The sequence below is a fragment of the Dehalococcoidia bacterium genome, assembly GCA_041649635.1.
GTDB lineage: Bacteria > Chloroflexota > Dehalococcoidia > E44-bin15 > E44-bin15 > JAYEHL01.
On record JBAZMV010000003.1, the window covers coordinates 1 to 15,895 of the forward strand.

The 15,895-nt window shown below is 47.3% G+C and carries 13 protein-coding genes; 3 read left to right on the forward strand and 10 right to left on the reverse strand.

Features of this window, described 5'->3' with window-relative positions:
- The 3 genes from WC562_05340 to WC562_05350 form a co-directional block, all read left to right on the forward strand.
- A partial coding sequence (locus tag WC562_05340; protein MFA5055580.1) for a DNA polymerase III subunit beta occupies positions 1–742 on the forward strand: 742 nt, incomplete at its 5' end.
- Positions 743–866: 124 nt separating this feature from the next.
- On the forward strand, positions 867–1,316 hold the full coding sequence (locus WC562_05345) for a hypothetical protein (GenBank protein ID MFA5055581.1): 450 nt from the start codon (positions 867–869) through the stop codon (positions 1,314–1,316).
- A gap of 63 nt (positions 1,317–1,379) precedes the next feature.
- Positions 1,380–1,559 (forward strand): SymE family type I addiction module toxin, encoded by a 180-nt coding sequence (locus tag WC562_05350; GenBank protein MFA5055582.1) that lies wholly within the window; start codon positions 1,380–1,382, stop codon positions 1,557–1,559.
- A gap of 193 nt (positions 1,560–1,752) precedes the next feature.
- On the opposite strand, the gene WC562_05355 is transcribed toward WC562_05350, so the two are convergent.
- From WC562_05355 to WC562_05400, 10 genes are all read right to left on the reverse strand, one after another.
- The gene (locus WC562_05355; protein MFA5055583.1) at positions 1,753–2,070 is read right to left on the reverse strand and encodes a GIY-YIG nuclease family protein; all 318 of its coding nucleotides are present in this window, start codon (positions 2,068–2,070) and stop codon (positions 1,753–1,755) included.
- Between the two features lie 178 nt (positions 2,071–2,248).
- Positions 2,249–4,156, reverse strand: a complete 1,908-nt coding sequence (locus tag WC562_05360; protein ID MFA5055584.1) for a hypothetical protein — start codon at positions 4,154–4,156, stop codon at positions 2,249–2,251.
- A gap of 82 nt (positions 4,157–4,238) precedes the next feature.
- Complete coding sequence (locus WC562_05365; protein MFA5055585.1) at positions 4,239–4,949, reverse strand: hypothetical protein; 711 nt, start codon at positions 4,947–4,949, stop codon at positions 4,239–4,241.
- On the reverse strand, positions 4,946–6,901 hold the full coding sequence (locus WC562_05370) for a DUF262 domain-containing protein (GenBank protein MFA5055586.1): 1,956 nt from the start codon (positions 6,899–6,901) through the stop codon (positions 4,946–4,948). The genes WC562_05365 and WC562_05370 overlap by 4 nt, the downstream gene beginning before the upstream one ends.
- Positions 6,902–7,051: 150 nt before the next feature.
- The gene (locus tag WC562_05375; protein MFA5055587.1) at positions 7,052–8,599 is read right to left on the reverse strand and encodes a hypothetical protein; all 1,548 of its coding nucleotides are present in this window, start codon (positions 8,597–8,599) and stop codon (positions 7,052–7,054) included.
- A 51-nt stretch (positions 8,600–8,650) separates the two neighbouring features.
- Positions 8,651–9,253, reverse strand: a complete 603-nt coding sequence (locus tag WC562_05380; GenBank protein MFA5055588.1) for a hypothetical protein — start codon at positions 9,251–9,253, stop codon at positions 8,651–8,653.
- Positions 9,254–9,282: 29 nt separating this feature from the next.
- On the reverse strand, positions 9,283–9,999 hold the full coding sequence (locus tag WC562_05385; GenBank protein MFA5055589.1) for a SprT family zinc-dependent metalloprotease: 717 nt from the start codon (positions 9,997–9,999) through the stop codon (positions 9,283–9,285).
- Entirely contained in the window at positions 9,999–13,049 is a 3,051-nt protein-coding gene (locus tag WC562_05390) for an HsdR family type I site-specific deoxyribonuclease (GenBank protein MFA5055590.1), read from the reverse strand. Before WC562_05390 ends, WC562_05385 begins: the two co-directional genes overlap by 1 nt.
- The gene (locus WC562_05395; GenBank protein ID MFA5055591.1) at positions 13,046–14,596 is read right to left on the reverse strand and encodes a DUF4062 domain-containing protein; all 1,551 of its coding nucleotides are present in this window, start codon (positions 14,594–14,596) and stop codon (positions 13,046–13,048) included. Before WC562_05395 ends, WC562_05390 begins: the two co-directional genes overlap by 4 nt.
- The gene (locus WC562_05400; protein MFA5055592.1) at positions 14,593–15,870 is read right to left on the reverse strand and encodes a restriction endonuclease subunit S; all 1,278 of its coding nucleotides are present in this window, start codon (positions 15,868–15,870) and stop codon (positions 14,593–14,595) included. Before WC562_05400 ends, WC562_05395 begins: the two co-directional genes overlap by 4 nt.
- Positions 15,871–15,895 lie beyond the last annotated feature (25 nt).

Genomic DNA, 15,895 nt, shown 5'->3' on the forward strand with positions numbered 1-15,895 from the left:
TCAAGGCAACGGGAAGCTTACTCTTGCGACATCCGACGCCTATCGGCTTGCCGAGATAACCCTCGACTTTGAGGACGGGGAAGCGCAAGCGCTGATTCCCGTCGAGGAGCTGAAGGGATTAATCACGGCGCTGAAGAAGGCGCACAGGGTTCGGCTGGCAATTGAGCCCAACGGCAACGGCTGCAACGGCCTTATCATCGAGACCGAGGCCATCCGCTACAAACTAGCGGGTGAAAGCGGCACATTCCCCGATTATCAAAAAGTAATCCCCGCCGAGTTCAAAGCGGCGGCTCGATTCGATACACGGGAGATGATGAAGGCGGGAGCAAGCCTCAGCGCCCTGTCGCTGGACAGGACATCGGCAATAACCCTTGCTCTGATGGATGGGAAGTTGACGCTGTCGGCGACGGACGACAGGGGAAGCGCTCAAGTCGAGGCCGAGATTGAAGGGGAAGCGGAAACCGCCCTAAGCGGCGCATATCTTACGCAAGCGCTCAAGGCGCTGGGCGGAATGGCCGAGGTCAAGCTGAGCAACCCCAAAACGCCGATACTGTTCGCCGTTGACGGCTATCGATTGGCGGTTATGCCAGTAGTCATGCCGTCAAAGCCGAAGGTTCACATCGAAGCCGAAGCGGAAGCGATAGCGAGAGAGGCCGAAGCGAAGGCCGAGAGGGAAGCCAAAACCCATGCCGAGAAGCCGAAGAAGAAGCATCGCAAAGCCAAAGAGCCGGTAGCAGCATAAGCCTATAGAGCGTTTAGCCCGAAACAACAATCACGCAAGGAAGCGGGGGTGTCCCCGCTTTTTTGCTTTTTCCGAAGAGAAAGGGGCTATGTCTCCCCGTGCGTGGGATGCATAGCCCCTTTTTTTGACCGAAACACCGAGCGGGAAGGGGGTGATTAACGTGGTCAATACCTGTAAGGACAAGGTTCGGGACGAACTCAGGGATCGCATATCGGACATACGGAAATTATGGCGGCTGTACCGCAAAGACCCCGAGGCGTGTGATGAGGACTTGGGCCGGTTCGATGAGTACGGCCTGTGCTTCGATTATGTGCCCAGAGATACCTTCAGCGACCAGAAGCGCGGCTTCTTCCGCTGGCAACTCTCATACGGCGGCCCTCAGGACGAGTTCCGTTTCTTCACGGACGAAAACCTGGACCCTGTAGAAATCGAGTACTGGTACCTGGACTGGTTCGACGGTGCCGGGGTAAAACTGTGCGGGCGTGATTATGAGTTGCTGGCCGAAATCTTCGGGGACTTCAAAGAGATGGGCGCAGTCGAGGAAGAGCGCAGAAAGGCAATGAGCGACTGTTAATAAGGCCATGCTTAAGTTGGGGCGGCCAACGATCCTCGAGATGTGCCCGGAAAGGAGAGACGATTGCAGGAACGTAAGCTGACTGTGAATTATCTGTACAGCAACGGCAACAAGAAGCCTTATCCGTTTATTAGACTGCAGGGCAGATGGCTGGAGAGGCTGGGTTTCACCGTTGGGGATAAGGTGACTGTGACTGCCGGTGATGGGAGGATAGTTATAATGCCCGTCAAGAAAACTGAATAAGGGAAGGCTTCAAGATAAGGGGGCCGGGTGTCGAGAGATATCCGGTCCTTTTTTTGTGCTTAGTTAAACGAAATAAGTATTCAAGCATAAAAGGATTTGTATGTCAGACAATTCTAACGTAGCTTTTCGACAACTGTCTGTCAATTTGAACAAATATGGGGAGTTGCTGCTGGTACATAATCAATTATTTATTCTATCCATACCAGACAGCATAGCCGAATTTACGCAGGCTCTTTGCCAGCTTTGCCTCAGCTTCTTCAGCCTCTGCGCGAGTCTTGAACGGATCCAGCAGGTCGACGATATTGGGGTATAACCGGATGCCGTAATCACGGGCATATCTATTGGCTTTGTAGCCATTGAGGTGTTGCTGAAACCGCACTTCAGGTGCGCGTGCCGTCTGTCCTACGTAAAGGCATGGTTTGCCCGGGATATAGTCTGGATTATCAGACATGAACTTTTTGTTTGAAAGTACTTTTTTATTCAGTTCGATTACGTATAGTCTGTACGGCATGTTTTTTGCCTACTGAATAGTAAGTATAGCCGCAGGGGGCAGCGCGCGCCCCCCGGTTACTGTGTACCCCTTTCGCCGCAACTCCGCCGCCAGTTTCTTCTCCATCTTGACCGCTGCCTGCGATAGTATCTGGTTCAGGCACTATGAATAGTAGTGCACTAATTTAGGTGGTAGGTCACTATGAATCAGAGTGAAAGTTGATATCAAATATCAACTTTAATATTCCGGGGCGTTGTGGTGTGCCAAGAACCGATTTTTGTATTTGTCGCCCAATCGAACTATTCGATACAATGTTACCGTGAGCAGAAGGGTTTCGATACTTCCTTATAATCTCAAGATCATTTGGTAATCTATTAGATAGAAATTCAATATCAATATCATAACCTGCGATAAATGATTTTAGCAGTGGGTGAGATTTGATACCATGAAGTAGCCTTTCAATTTGTTCTAGGTCGATACTCATATCTATTATTATTCTTCTATCACCAAAATCAATAGATTTAGTTTTCTGAGAAACCATGAATTTAACAAGAGGTTCTAAGAATCGCTTTCTAAGCTCAGCTTCTATGGCATTTGAATAGCCTACTATTGATTCACCCCAAGATAACTCATTCTGATTGAGACTATCGAATAAATACTCAGCGTTGGTCAATGAGCCCGGGTTAGCCAGTTGTCGAATCCAATCTCCATATTTATCTACAAGCTTTTGTTGGGTTGTTAGGAGGTTTTGTTGAGAGTCTCCATCGCGTAGTTTTTTTATCTCTTCTCCCATAGCAGATTTTATAGGGCTCAAGTTGTCTTTAACGGATATATCCATCATTTCCCTAAACTTTTCAAATAATTTCTCTTCTGGTGACTTCGTAGATAAGACTTCTTTAAGGTCCTCCTGCAATTTTGGATTTAGGCTCTTTTCCAGATCAATAGGCTCTATCTTAGGCTTTATTGAGTCAGGGTCAATCAATGCTTCCGCAAAGCCTATCTTAACAGCCCAATAAAGATCATTATTGGTCCCAGCTTCAGATAAGCTAGTCCATTTGTATCGAGGCAAGGAATCCCACATGGACAAATACTGTTCACGTAGGCTGTGCCAATTTCGGTTTTCGTTGTATTCCAACAAAATTGCAGCTACTAATGTTCCATTAAGCCAATCATCTCCTAGTCCCCCATAGTCAAATAGCTTTATTGAAGTCTTTTTATCTTTCCAACCATTAGATATAATCTTATAGTTTTTACCAGACAGATCAGCTTTATTTCTTAACGCATAACGGGCTATTAGATTCCCAAACTTCCATGCTAAAAACTGCGGAGAAGTCACCTTGTTGTTTGATGGATGGACTCCTGATATATCTGCTTCACCGCAAACTTCAATAACATCGGAGACTCTATCAAAGAGGCAAACCCAGTCTTCTGCGTCATTAATAGTTTCGCATTTTACGGCGAATAATTCTACGAGATCAGGCACTGCTTCCATTAGACCTTCAGAGAAATTCCCCGGGCTATTAGATGAAAGCGCTTCTGTCAATAGACGAAATGCAGAATCATAATCTTGCCTCTCAACATAGTAAGCTTGTAGGACTATTGCGAAAAGAACCTCAGCGATTTGCATTGCCCCTACTGTATCTGTTTTTAAGTTTGTTCTAATTATTGACTTAGTGCGTTCTTCCTCTCCTTTTAGCAGAAGAAGTGTGCGCAATGCCAAGCTTGTGTGGAATAGCGTTTGAGTATCTGCCTCTGATAGCTTTTCTTCATCACTAAGTTTTCGATATAGAGGTTCTATGGACTCATACGCTGGTTCGACCAGGTCCAAATCTTTGCTATCCGAAAGGATTTCCAATGATAAAAAGAATACTAAATCTAACAGAGCCGGGTGATTCATTTTCCCTTCATACACATTGATATTACGAAGCAGTAAACCAAGCGCATAGAGTGCTATCGTAAAAGGTGCTTGCCAAGACAGATCCCCCTCTTTTATAGCTGTCATACTGTTTTTAATATTTAAATAGACAAGTTTATCTTCATCCATTATTTGCTTTAATAATTCACGAAATCTATTACTTTCATTATTGGCATCTGATGATACTTCCATGAATTCTCTCCTCCCAGATTTAGGCATAAAGATAATCAAGAACTGGTTCTATTTTTTTATTGTCTATATAAAAGTGTTCGTATCACCCCAGCTCAGCCCATTGCTTAAGTATAGACGCCGGGGGCAGCGCGCGCCCCCTGGTTACTGTTACCCAGATATACTCATTGACAAGCGCCAGCACCGTGGCATCCGGCCTATCCAGCTTCTTGGGCAGGTTGTCAATCTTGAAACCTTTTGCTTGACACAAATCCGCTATGTGGCAGGTTAATCCCTGGATTATTTTCAGATAATTGAAATAAGAATCAGGTCTGCCGTCACACTTGAACCTCTTTCGCATTGCTTCATCCCAGGGCATCAATGCCTCAGGCCTTATAGCGAAGAGAATCTTGGAGGCTGCGGTTTCCCCTATGCTAACCATTTGTTTTTTTCCGTTGCGGATACGCTCAGCACCTGGCATATCCTTCAGAGCTCCATATGAATGAGCGGCTGCTTCCAGCTCGTTGTCCTTCAGGTTCCAGATCGGTTTCCTGCCTGAAAACAGGCTGGCACCATATTTCTGCTGCCATATTAAGATGCTTTTAGAGGCGAGTTTGTGCTGGTCCCGGGCAAGGTTCCTACAGCCCCAATCATTCAGCCATTGCAAGAGAGATTCGCGATGGGTAGGATTAGTCAGGTCTATACAACCATCGGTAGACTCTTTTAAGAGTTTAAGTGATTCATTGAACGGTGTTAGAGAATTATACATTAAGCAGGCAATAGCCAGCTTGGACAGAGTCACATCTTTGATATTCACCTGGCAGGAACCTCTCGGCCCAGGATCTCGCTTTCCACATACTGCTTAAACTCATCTGTGGATGTGAAGCACCGATATCCCGCTTGACTGGCGATAGCGATTACGTCGGTGTTTTCATTTAAAAGGACGGCAACCGGCTGGCTGAGTTCTTCCTGGATGCCATTTGGCCACGCTAAGTCAAACACTGCTTTCTGCTCTCCGGTTACAGCATCTGCGAAACCATAAGCCATTACACCGCGGGAGAGCTCCTGTGCTTCCATCCAGTCGTTGAGGGTTTCCAGTTGCTCTTCTTCCTCCTCACTGGCTATACCGCCGCATACCGCGACGGCTGCGGGTACAGCCCCCGCAGGACCGGCAAGCCAGCGAATGTCACCACGTAGTAGATCTTCCATACGCTTATTGAGCTCTTCGGCAAGAAGCACTTTACGAGCTTCGAGAAACTCGCGAAAATGTTCGATCTTCCACAGTGCCGGGTCTGTGGGAACCCACTGCGATGCCAACGCGCCAGGATGGGCTTTCTCAACCTCTGGAAAATACTTCTCTGGCAGCCGGTCTCTGATGTCGAGATTCGTATCCTTTGTGAGGAAGCAGAAATTCGCAAGCGCATTGACTTCAGGCCGCTTGTATTTCAACTTGTAGAGCTGAGCTTTAGGGAAGATATGGTGCACCTCTAGCTTGCTCATCTTTCCGAGCAGATTGGCCTTCAGTGGGAGGCCAGTGCCCCAGTCACGCGCCTCGCCCATACGAGTGAGTAAATATAAAACCGGGTAAAACCGGGCGCCTAGGCTCCAACCAGTGAAATGTCCTGGTTCCGCACGCAATCCACCGTGCCAGAGACGTAGTTGTTCTAGTAATCTGTCAAGCCCTCCATCTGGGCCTTCCAGAGCTGCCAAGTCTTGATCGATAAAAGATTCTGTAGAACCAGAGAAACGGCCCCACATTCCCGCTTGTGCAAACCAGAATAAAAGTTTATCGCGCTCAGTGTCAGTCATAGAACCTTGTCTTTGATCAAGATAACGTACCATAACCGGAACACCAAAACTGCCAAAGAAGACTTGGTTATGATCCAATCCAAGCCTTCCGCCAATCATATTAAGTGTGGTATTGATATGTTTGGTGGCACGCTTAAGACCGTCTTGAATTTCCTCACCACTCTTATCGTGTAGAAACTGAAACTTAGCTTCACCGGTGAGTACTGTATTTACTGAACGCAATAACCAATCTAGGTTGAAATCATATCCTATGTTTTTCCATTCCTTAAGATTGGATTTCATCGTATCACGTGCCTCAGGCCAATCGACGCAAATCTTGGCCATAGCCAAATCGCCTTTAGAGAGCTTTGTCCCGCCACTATTTACTATATTGAAAATATCTACCACAACATCTAGAGTCTTATCTGTTCCTGTTAATTCTTCAGTATATATATCTATATCGGTGATACTAAGCAGACGGCCAAGCCTGCCTACATAATCACCGACTTTTGTTCCCAAAGATGGCTGAGCATTCAAGCGGTTTACAAATTCGCCCAGCCCCGCATTTCCCTTTTTCATCAAGTCGGTAATATCAATCCAGAGAGGATCATCCTGCATTTTAAACGGCTGATAGAAAGCGAACGTTTCAGTGTCAAGATGGAAACATAGACTTGTAAATGTCTCCTTATTTCCGTCGAAGAACTTCGGCGGCTTACCTCTTACTACTCCATATATACTCGTAATGCGTTGTTGACCATCGAGTAGCAGTTTCACCACGCCGGCAGCTAGCGGTCCATCACCACGATGCACAGCGGTTTTAGATTCCGTGGCCCAGACTAGTAGACCACCCACCGGACGATGAAGATAAAGTGAAGTGAATAGTTTTCGTACCTGGTCGCGATTCCAGACATATCCGCGCTGGAACTCAGGCAAGGCCATATGTCCACTGTCAATGTGATCAAGAATTGTTGAGATTTTCATGTGTTTCTCCTCAGTTGCTTTTGATTAATCTAAATTAGTTGGGCATCAATACCAAGCCGGTAGAGCGCTGCCAGCACCCAGAACTCAGATGCGAGGTTGGTATTGTAAGTGAACGTATTTCTTTTCATTCTTAACAACTCTATTAAGTATCTAGTTTGACATATTGCTTATTTTTTCACTTAACTTAAGCAATTGATATATTATTCCATTACAGCCAATTCCCATTGTCTTCTTAAATAGACGCGCTATTTCAGTTGGGGCTATGATACTTGGTTCTTCTTGATCTGGATGTTCCGCGCTTTTTCTACCACGGCGTAGATTCTTAATGTCTAGAGGTAAAGTTTTCAACAAGAATTCTCTTTCTCTATCAGAAAGTGCCCATGATTTTATCATATCTTTGAGGGATTGCGTTTTAAGTATAGATTCGTACTCGTAAAGTGATGGGTTCTTATGTTCTTCTTCAAGCTTTTTTCTGATCATTTCAAATTCCATAAGCTTTGGGTCATTAATCGAAGTATCTTTAGACCACTTAGATAGATTTTGCCATACTAAAGGATAAAGTATGTCTTCAATAGCGAGTCTCAGTTCGTTAAGGAGCCTTTCCCTTCTCCCAGATTTAGTTGAGAACCATGCTTTGTCCGCCTCTATCAGGGAACTCTGAGCACGTGGGGATAGTCTATCCCATAGTTCCTGCTCCAATAAATACCTGATGATACGCTTTTTAGCTTGTTCGTCCTCATGTTCCTTCAGCTTTTCAAGTAATTGATCCGGCTCCATCTTAGCTTCTGCCCAACCTGCTGTAAAATACCAGTATCCTCTCCATGGCCATAGTTTCCCTTTATTATCATGAACCGTCTCCTCATCGTCTTTGAGACAATCCACCCACGTCAAATAAATGACCTCGCAATCCTGTATTACTTGACGCAAATCTAGAAGCTTGTCGCTGTCACGAATATTCTCAAACAAATCGACCAGTTCTTGAGGCTTAACATCTAGTCTTGGAAGATAATCCTTGAATACTACTTGCTCTTCCCAAATACAATCCTCAGAAAAACTGCCTAAGAACACTGCTGATATATAGGACATTCCTAAGGCGAAAGTGTGAAAGGCTTTTTGGTATTTACCATCTAAATTCATTAGTTTTGCGTTTTCAATAAAGCCTAAGCCTATTAAAGATCCCCATGAAAGACCATAGCAGAGTTCAGCAGTAAAATTGTCAGGTATTGCATATGTGAACTGTTGGCTTAGATGGAATCGATTGATATGATGTAGTACCTGGGTTAGGAGTTGCATTACGTCGTCCGAGTAGCCGTCTCTTTTTCTTAATAACAGAGCCCGAAGCAGGGCGACATGTACATATACAAATGAGTCTGTTTCTTTATCTGGTTCATAGGGAACACGTAGAGTGTATTCAATGTCTTCCAACTCTTTTAGAACTAGAGTTAGGACTGGTTCATCTATAGCTGAAAAGACATTCCACCACCAGTCTCCATATACCCAACGTGTTTCACTTGGTTTATTGGGCTCATAAAAACTCCAAAAAACGTTCACAGCGTCTTTATTTGCTAAATCTGAATTAACGTAATTCTTGTCAATCTGTACACCCAGATCAAAAGCAATAAAACCGCTGAGAGGAAGGTTTGGATCTTTTCGATTTAGGTCGATCAGTTTAATTAAAGTATCATTTATTTCTGCCATTGCTAAACCTACAGCCTTTTTTATATGGGCAATTGTGATTGTAATTACTTCTTAAATGTTACTTTCAAAATCAACTTTAATCTTTGCTGCTTTTAATACTTGTATTAATCTACCAATGTCGCTATTAGCAGGTGTAGTAGTAGAGGTATTGTAGATATATTTGAACATTTCCTCTAAAGTCCATATTTCAATATTTCTAGTTAGACGTTTTTTAAATTCCTTATTATCAATCCAACATTTGGCGTTTTCAGGATCTCTCCACCGAGTGCATGCAATCACATATGTAAAATCGCTCGATCCGGTTAGATTCTTTACTTTTCGTTTGAGTGCGCGAGCCCATTTATCGTTGGCCAACTCTCTATATGCTTTCCATCTTTCACGTCCGCCAGCTATTTTCTTATTGGAAATGGCTTCACATTCCCATTCAGCCCAAAAACCATTCTGCATACTTTTACAACTGACAACATAGACCGATTTGGGCCCGGTCTCACCCGGTTTGAAGCCAATAACATCAATATCACTATTAACTGAGTCTAATTTACTATCATATTCGGGATCCTTGGGTGATGGTTTATACTTAACGTTGCTTAAAGTAAAGTATCCACGTAAATTCAGGTAGTCATCGACAATTTGTTCCAGAATGTCCTCTTTCATATGTTACACCCTCATAATGATACTTTAGACTAGTATTTCCAATGCTCAAAACTCAGTGGAGCACTATTGAGTTCATTCTTATACTGCTGCCAACGAGGCATATATTTGTCCATCATAGAGATGAAACGGTCGTTATGTTTTGGCTCTAGTAAATGTATCACCTCATGTACCAAAACATATTCGAGACACTGGGAGGGCTTCTTAGCGAGATGTGTGTTCAAGCGTATATTACATGCTTCATGATTGCAGCTGCCCCACTTAGTCTTCATTCGCTGTATAAAACAATGCTCGACTTTAACACCTATTATAGGTTCCCATTTCCTAATCAACGGAACATAGGCTTGTTTGATCAGGTTGCGATACCATTCTTCGATAATGGCTTGTCTCTTCTCTTGAGTTGTTTCAGGTCGAATGGTCAGAATCATGCGGTTGTGCCGCAACTCGATGGAAGGCGCCTGGTCACTCTCTAAGACCTGAAGCAGATAACGTTTCCCCCAAATATAATGGCTTTCACGGTCTCTATATTCACGTAAAGTCTCGCGCTCCTGTTCCTTGAGCTTCTTCTGCTGTTTCCTGATCCAGCCAAGCTTAGAGATGGCAAAGATGCGAACGGTTTCGCGATTCATGCGCAAAGGTGCTGAAATACGCACTTTCCCTGCCGGAGGAAGGACGCTCAAATGAATATTCTTGATGTCCTTAAATACAACGTCTATGCGGATGTCGCCTAACAGCAGTTGCGCTGCCATCAAAATTCCTTCTGCGCTTTGATTATTCTAAAGATAAGTTCCACTTGGTCTACATTATGGATGATATCGAACAAGGCTTGCTTGATTACTCGCTCTCGCGTTTCGATGCCGCGCCAATCGGCGGGGCGAACACGTTTTACTGTTTCATCTATACGCAGTGCAAGCGTTTCATCGTTATTGAGGTTGTTGTAAAGCGCGCGTTTCCCCGGCGTGTCCAATGAAGACGGGGTATCATCGGCCTTCCCTATAGCCACCTGCTTGGCAAGCTGCGCGACGCGCTTGAGATATTCCTCATATTCAATGGCTTTCGTCTTTCGCGCGATGATTATCTCATCCAGCAGTTTAGACATTTTATCGTAGTAGGCGGGATCGCTCAGATTCTCTACCATTATTCTGCTGCGGACGTTGTTCTCGATGGTCTCAGCAATAGCATCCTTATTATGCTGAAGGCTGCCTAGTTTGCTAACGATGGCATTGGCGATGCCGGTTTTAACAATCAAATCCAAGATGCTTACGTTGTCGAAGAAGGAAATCTTGCGGGGTTCATCGGCCTGGATGTAGGTGTCTATCAGGTGACGCATGTCGGCCTCATAGGCTTTCAGGTCGAGGCTTTCGCCGCTGGCATTGCGTATGATTTCTCTGAGCTTTAGATAACTGTCTATCTGGCGCTTGATTCGCGCGATATCTGTATTGTCATAGCCCGCGGCCTCAAGTTCATCTGCTATGTTGGCGTAGGCGCGTAACAGTGAAGCGGTCGTCTTGTAGAGCGCTGCCCGCTGCGGCTCCCGTTCCTCCAAGTCGGAGGGAATCTCGGTATTGCCGCAAAAGTAGTGAATGTGCTCCAGTTCCCCCTTGGGAGGCTCCACCGGTTCGCACATCAACTCAAGGACTTCAATCGAATTGTCGAGCCGTTCTCTCCCCTTTTTGAGGCGGTCCTGAACCATCACTTCTGGATCGGTGCCTCCGGCGCTGTTATCCAACTCTGAGGTATAAACTGCGATCGCGTTCTCCATCTTTTTAAACAGGTCTTTGTAATCCACAATATAGCCGAAATCCTTATCCTCTCCATCCAGCCGGTTAGTGCGGCATATGGCCTGGAACAGGCCGTGGTCTTGCATGGACTTATCGATATATAGGTAGGTGCAAGGAGGCGCATCGAAGCCAGTCAGCAGCTTATCCACGACAATAAGCAGCTTCATTTTCACAGGTTCTTTTACGAACAATTGCTTCGCCAGTTCTTCATAGGTCTCGGTTTTTGTCATTCCCGACTTGGCTGCGAAATCCTTAAGCAAAGAGGTGTAAGTGTTATAAATGAACTCCTTATCCGTCTCGGTGTCTGCGCCGGTATCCTCAGTGGTTATATCCCTGGTATTGGGATCGTAGGACGTAACCAGCCCGCACTTGCCCCTCAGCGAGGTCTGATTAAAGAGTGTGAAATACTTACACGCGTCATAGATGCTCGCGGCCACCAGCATGGCGTTGCCCCGTTCGCTGGACAGGCGTGGCTTTACGCTGAAGTCGAAGACTATATCGCTGACCACTCGCTCCATGCGCGAACGCGAGCTGAGAACCTTCTGCATGGTTCCCCACTGCTTTTTCAATTCATCCTTCTGCCAGTCGTTAAGTCCTCTGGTCTTGGCCTCAAACCAGGCATCGACCCTGTCTACCGAGCTTAGCCGCTGGTCGATGTCCCGCGCTTCATAAATCAGGTCCAGCACTACCTCGTCTTCCACCGCCTCGTTGAACTTATAGGTGTGTATATACCTGCCAAACACTTCGAGCGTGGTCTTGCTGTCCTTTTTAAGCAGAGGCGTTCCGGTGAAGCCGATAAAGACGGCGCTCTTGAGCATGGCTTTCATCGTTCGATGCAGCTTGCCGCTCTCGGTGCGATGGCACTCATCGACAAAGACGAAGATTTCACCCGCCGTTTTGATAGGTTCCGCCTCCAGCTCTTTGATGAACTGATCAAAGTTGTCAACGTCTTTTCTGCCGAACTTATGAATCAGCGAGCACAACAGGCGCGGCTTGGCCTGTCCGATCTGGCGCATCAGGTCGCGGCCGCTGCCGGTGCGATAAATCGTCTCGCCCGCTTCGCTGAATACGCGCTCGATCTGTTTGTCCAGTTCGTCCCGATCGGTTATGACAGCTACGCGGGCATTGGGGTTGTTCTCTAATATACATTTAGCCAGCAGCACCATTACGATGCTTTTGCCGCTGCCCTGCGCGTGCCAGATGATGCCGCCCTCCGGCCGCCTGACGTGTTCCTGTGCTTTCTTAACGGCGAAATACTGGTGCGCCCTCGGCAGCTTCTTGATTCCGCCGTCGAAGAGCACGAAGTCATACATCAGCTCGATCAGGCGCTTCTTGCTGCACATCTTTATCAGATACTTGTCCAGCTTGAATCTGGTGTCGTCTTGCTCGTCCTCTTTCCACTTGAGAAAGTATTTCTCCGGAGTCCCTATCGAGCCGTAGCGCAGCCCTTCCGAATCGCTGCCCGCGAAAACGAACTGCACGGTGGAGAAGAACCACTCATTGAACTCCGGGCGCTGGTTGGATATGTTCTGGCGAATGCCGTCGCCTATAGAAACGCTGCTGCGTTTCAGCTCCAGCACGGCCACGGCTATGCCGTTGACGTATAAGACGATATCGGGACGGCGCTCATGATTGCCTCGCAGTGTGACTTCCTCGGCTATGGCGAAATCGTTCTTCTCAGGCTCCCGCCAGTTGATGAGGTGGACGGTCTCCGTTACCTTGCCCGCTTCAATCTTAACCGGCACGCCGTAGCGCAGCAGGCTATAGACGGCTTTGTTGTTATCGTAAAGACCGCGGCTGTGGTTGTCCGCCTCGGCGCGCAGCTTATACACGGCGGTGCCGATCTGCGCAGGTGTGTAATCGTTCTTGAGCAGGTAATCGGTGAGAAGCTTCTCATCGATGTTGCTATTGCCGTCGCGGTCGGTCCAGTCGCCCAGGTAGCGATAGTCTAACTCATCGCGGAACAGAGAGATGACACGATTCTGTGTGGCGCGTTCAGGCTTGCCGATCGTGCTCATGATTGTTTCTTTCGGCTCCTGCCATTTTTCTTACTGGCCGCTTCAGGCGATGACGGGTTTGTCGGCTTTTTGTCTGGTTTTGCATCTGTCTGGTTTGTCGGGTTTATGGCAGGTTTAGCAGGCAGACGGTAAGCCGTGCTACGTCCGGTTTTCGCGGTCTTGACCAGCAGCCCTTTCTTCACTAATTCATCGAGATCCCTGGCAGCCGTCCTGTCGGTCACGCCGGTCAGTTGCCGATAATCGGCATTGGTGATCTGGCGTCTGATTTTCAGATGCGGAATAACGGCGGTCTGTCGTTCATTCAGGCTTAGGCCTAACAGAACCGACTCCGTAAGCCAGTCCCGCCAGAGAGTGACTATAAACGCACCCGGCGCCTCAATAAAATCAGGCTCCGGCAGGGCATGACCGATACTTTCCTTAATCATCATCAGCGTGCCGGTGCCATACTTCTCAATGTAGCCGGCCAGATAGAGCGCTTCGCACACCTGCGCATTGCGGGTCACCGAAAGGTGCGGCTTGCGCAGTTGCGGTGGGGTTAGCGGCGGAAGGAGTTCTCCGGGATTCCAGACCTCCAGACGATCCGCAAACACTGAAACCTGGACCGCCCCCGGTTGAGTATAATCCCGATGGGCAACAGCGTTCACGACCGCCTCGCGAATCACTTCCGGCGGTAGTTCATATCGTGTGGGGGCTTGGATTCCGTTAGAACGAGTGCCGATACTCATATCCATCTTGGACAGAACGAAATCCACCGCTTGATCTACTTGCTCAAAGAGGGTGCCTTTGAAAATGCGATAATAAGGCGCAGGCCGCTGAACAGCGTTGCCGTGAAAATGCATGCAACGAATTTCCGAACAGGGAATGAACCGCTGAGGCTGCTTGCCGAATAACAGCATGGCTGCCTGCGAGGGGCGTGTTTCCCTGATCATGTTCAAATGTGCGAGGACACCTTCCACCGGAGTTGATTCAGCCAAGGGGAACTTCCGGCGGCTGCGCGCCTCCCGCAAGAACTGCTGCATAGCTGCTTCGTCCAGGTCTTCAAGCGCCGCTTCAGGACAAGGCTGCTCATCGAACGGCAGACTCTGAATCACTCCCGTTCTGCTCAGATGGTCGATCAAGCTCGCATACAGCGCAGAGCAAAGTTCCTCCGCCGTGTTAAATCGGCGGCGCACAAGTTCGCTGCCCGCTCGCCGGATCAAAGCCCGCATTTGGGGGTGTTTCGATTTGTCGTCATCACCTTTGATGTATATCAGACGCAGTTTGCCCAGCGCAGTGGCTTGATCGAACTCGCGTTCCGTTGGCGAGAGGCCTTCTGCGTCTTCAGCCCCATACTCGTTGCCGAACAGGCCTACATAAATATCACTACGCTTGACCTCATCGAGGTAAAGCTCATCCGCCCGGCGGTCGGCGGCGGGGACCTCCTCGAATAGGAACGGCTCAAAGAACTGCTTTAGCAGCGCGTCGCCGCGCAGATAATCCCGCAGAGCTTCTCGCTCCGCCGCGAATTCCTTTTGCACGCTGCTAATGAAGATGCGCTTGGGTTTCATACCAGCCTGATCCTCCCGGTGAGCAGTTCCTGCATCATGCCCTGCTTGACCTGGCGGGCTTTGGCCAGCTTCTTCTCCAATGCGACGATATCTGCATCCATGTCCGAGAGGATGGTGGCGATGGCGGTTTGTTCTTTAATTGGCGGAAGGGGAACTAGAAATTGTTCAACATCACCACAGTTTAATCCCGGCTGTGCAGCACCTTTAAGAAAATTTACTACCTGTCCTCTTACTGCCTGGCTCTGTAGAGTATATTTGCAGAAAATTGGGTTAGCACGTGCAGAATCTATTGCTATTCGTGCCGTAGTCTGAGTCAAATTTGCGCCATCAAGCCAACTTGGCACCATTTCAACATGACCACAGTATCCTACGATTGTCATTATAAGATCGCCTTCTCTCACGCGGGCATTTCTGTATTTTTCTTCAATCAGAGGGGATACCCTAAACACATGTTCGGGGGCAGCCCATCCTTTAGCTTCAGAATAATCTTGACCACGAATCATATATCGCCCATTTGGATAAAATATACCAGGTTGAACAATACCGTAACGTATCCTTCTTTTTTGATCCACAATAAATCCAAGTGATACTATTGACCAATCAGATGGAAAATCTCCTATTTCGGTCTTACTCATTGCATGACTGAAAAACCCCGGCAGCCGTCTCTTGCCCGTGAGCAGCTCCTGCATGGCGCCCTGTTTGATCTGGCGCTTCTTGGCAATGAGCTGCTCCAGCGCCTCAATGAGGGCGTCCGCGTCACTGAGAGCTGCGGCGATGGCTTCCTGCTCGGCGAGAGGAGGCAACAGTGTCATATAACGACCAGTTGCCTCCTGACTAAGACCAAAAAACGTTGACCCTGATTTGTTCTGCTCAATATACTCTGAGAATCGACGGGATAACATCTGGTAGAATAAGAAACTAGGGATATATGAATTGTGTATCGGCCGTAAGACAAGCAAATGACTGTTTAGTGTTGCCAATCCTGGATATGGGATATGTTCGACATATAGCATTTTGCCTATTGTTCCGTCCTTTGTCATCAAGACATCGCCGGAACGTAATTGAATCTGAGGGGCAACATCATATCTTTCGTGGGACACGTGATAGGCTGTATCCCAATCGATACCACCATCTCTAAAGTCGACGCCGGTTATAAGGAATGGATCTTCAGCATTTGACGTGAATTCAGCCTGAGTTAGGCCTTGCCAGCCTATACGACCATGCATCAAGCTGATTTCTCTAAGGGGTTTTTCTTGCCATTCGCTAGGAATCATTCCCGCCTCTGTCTGCTTATAACAG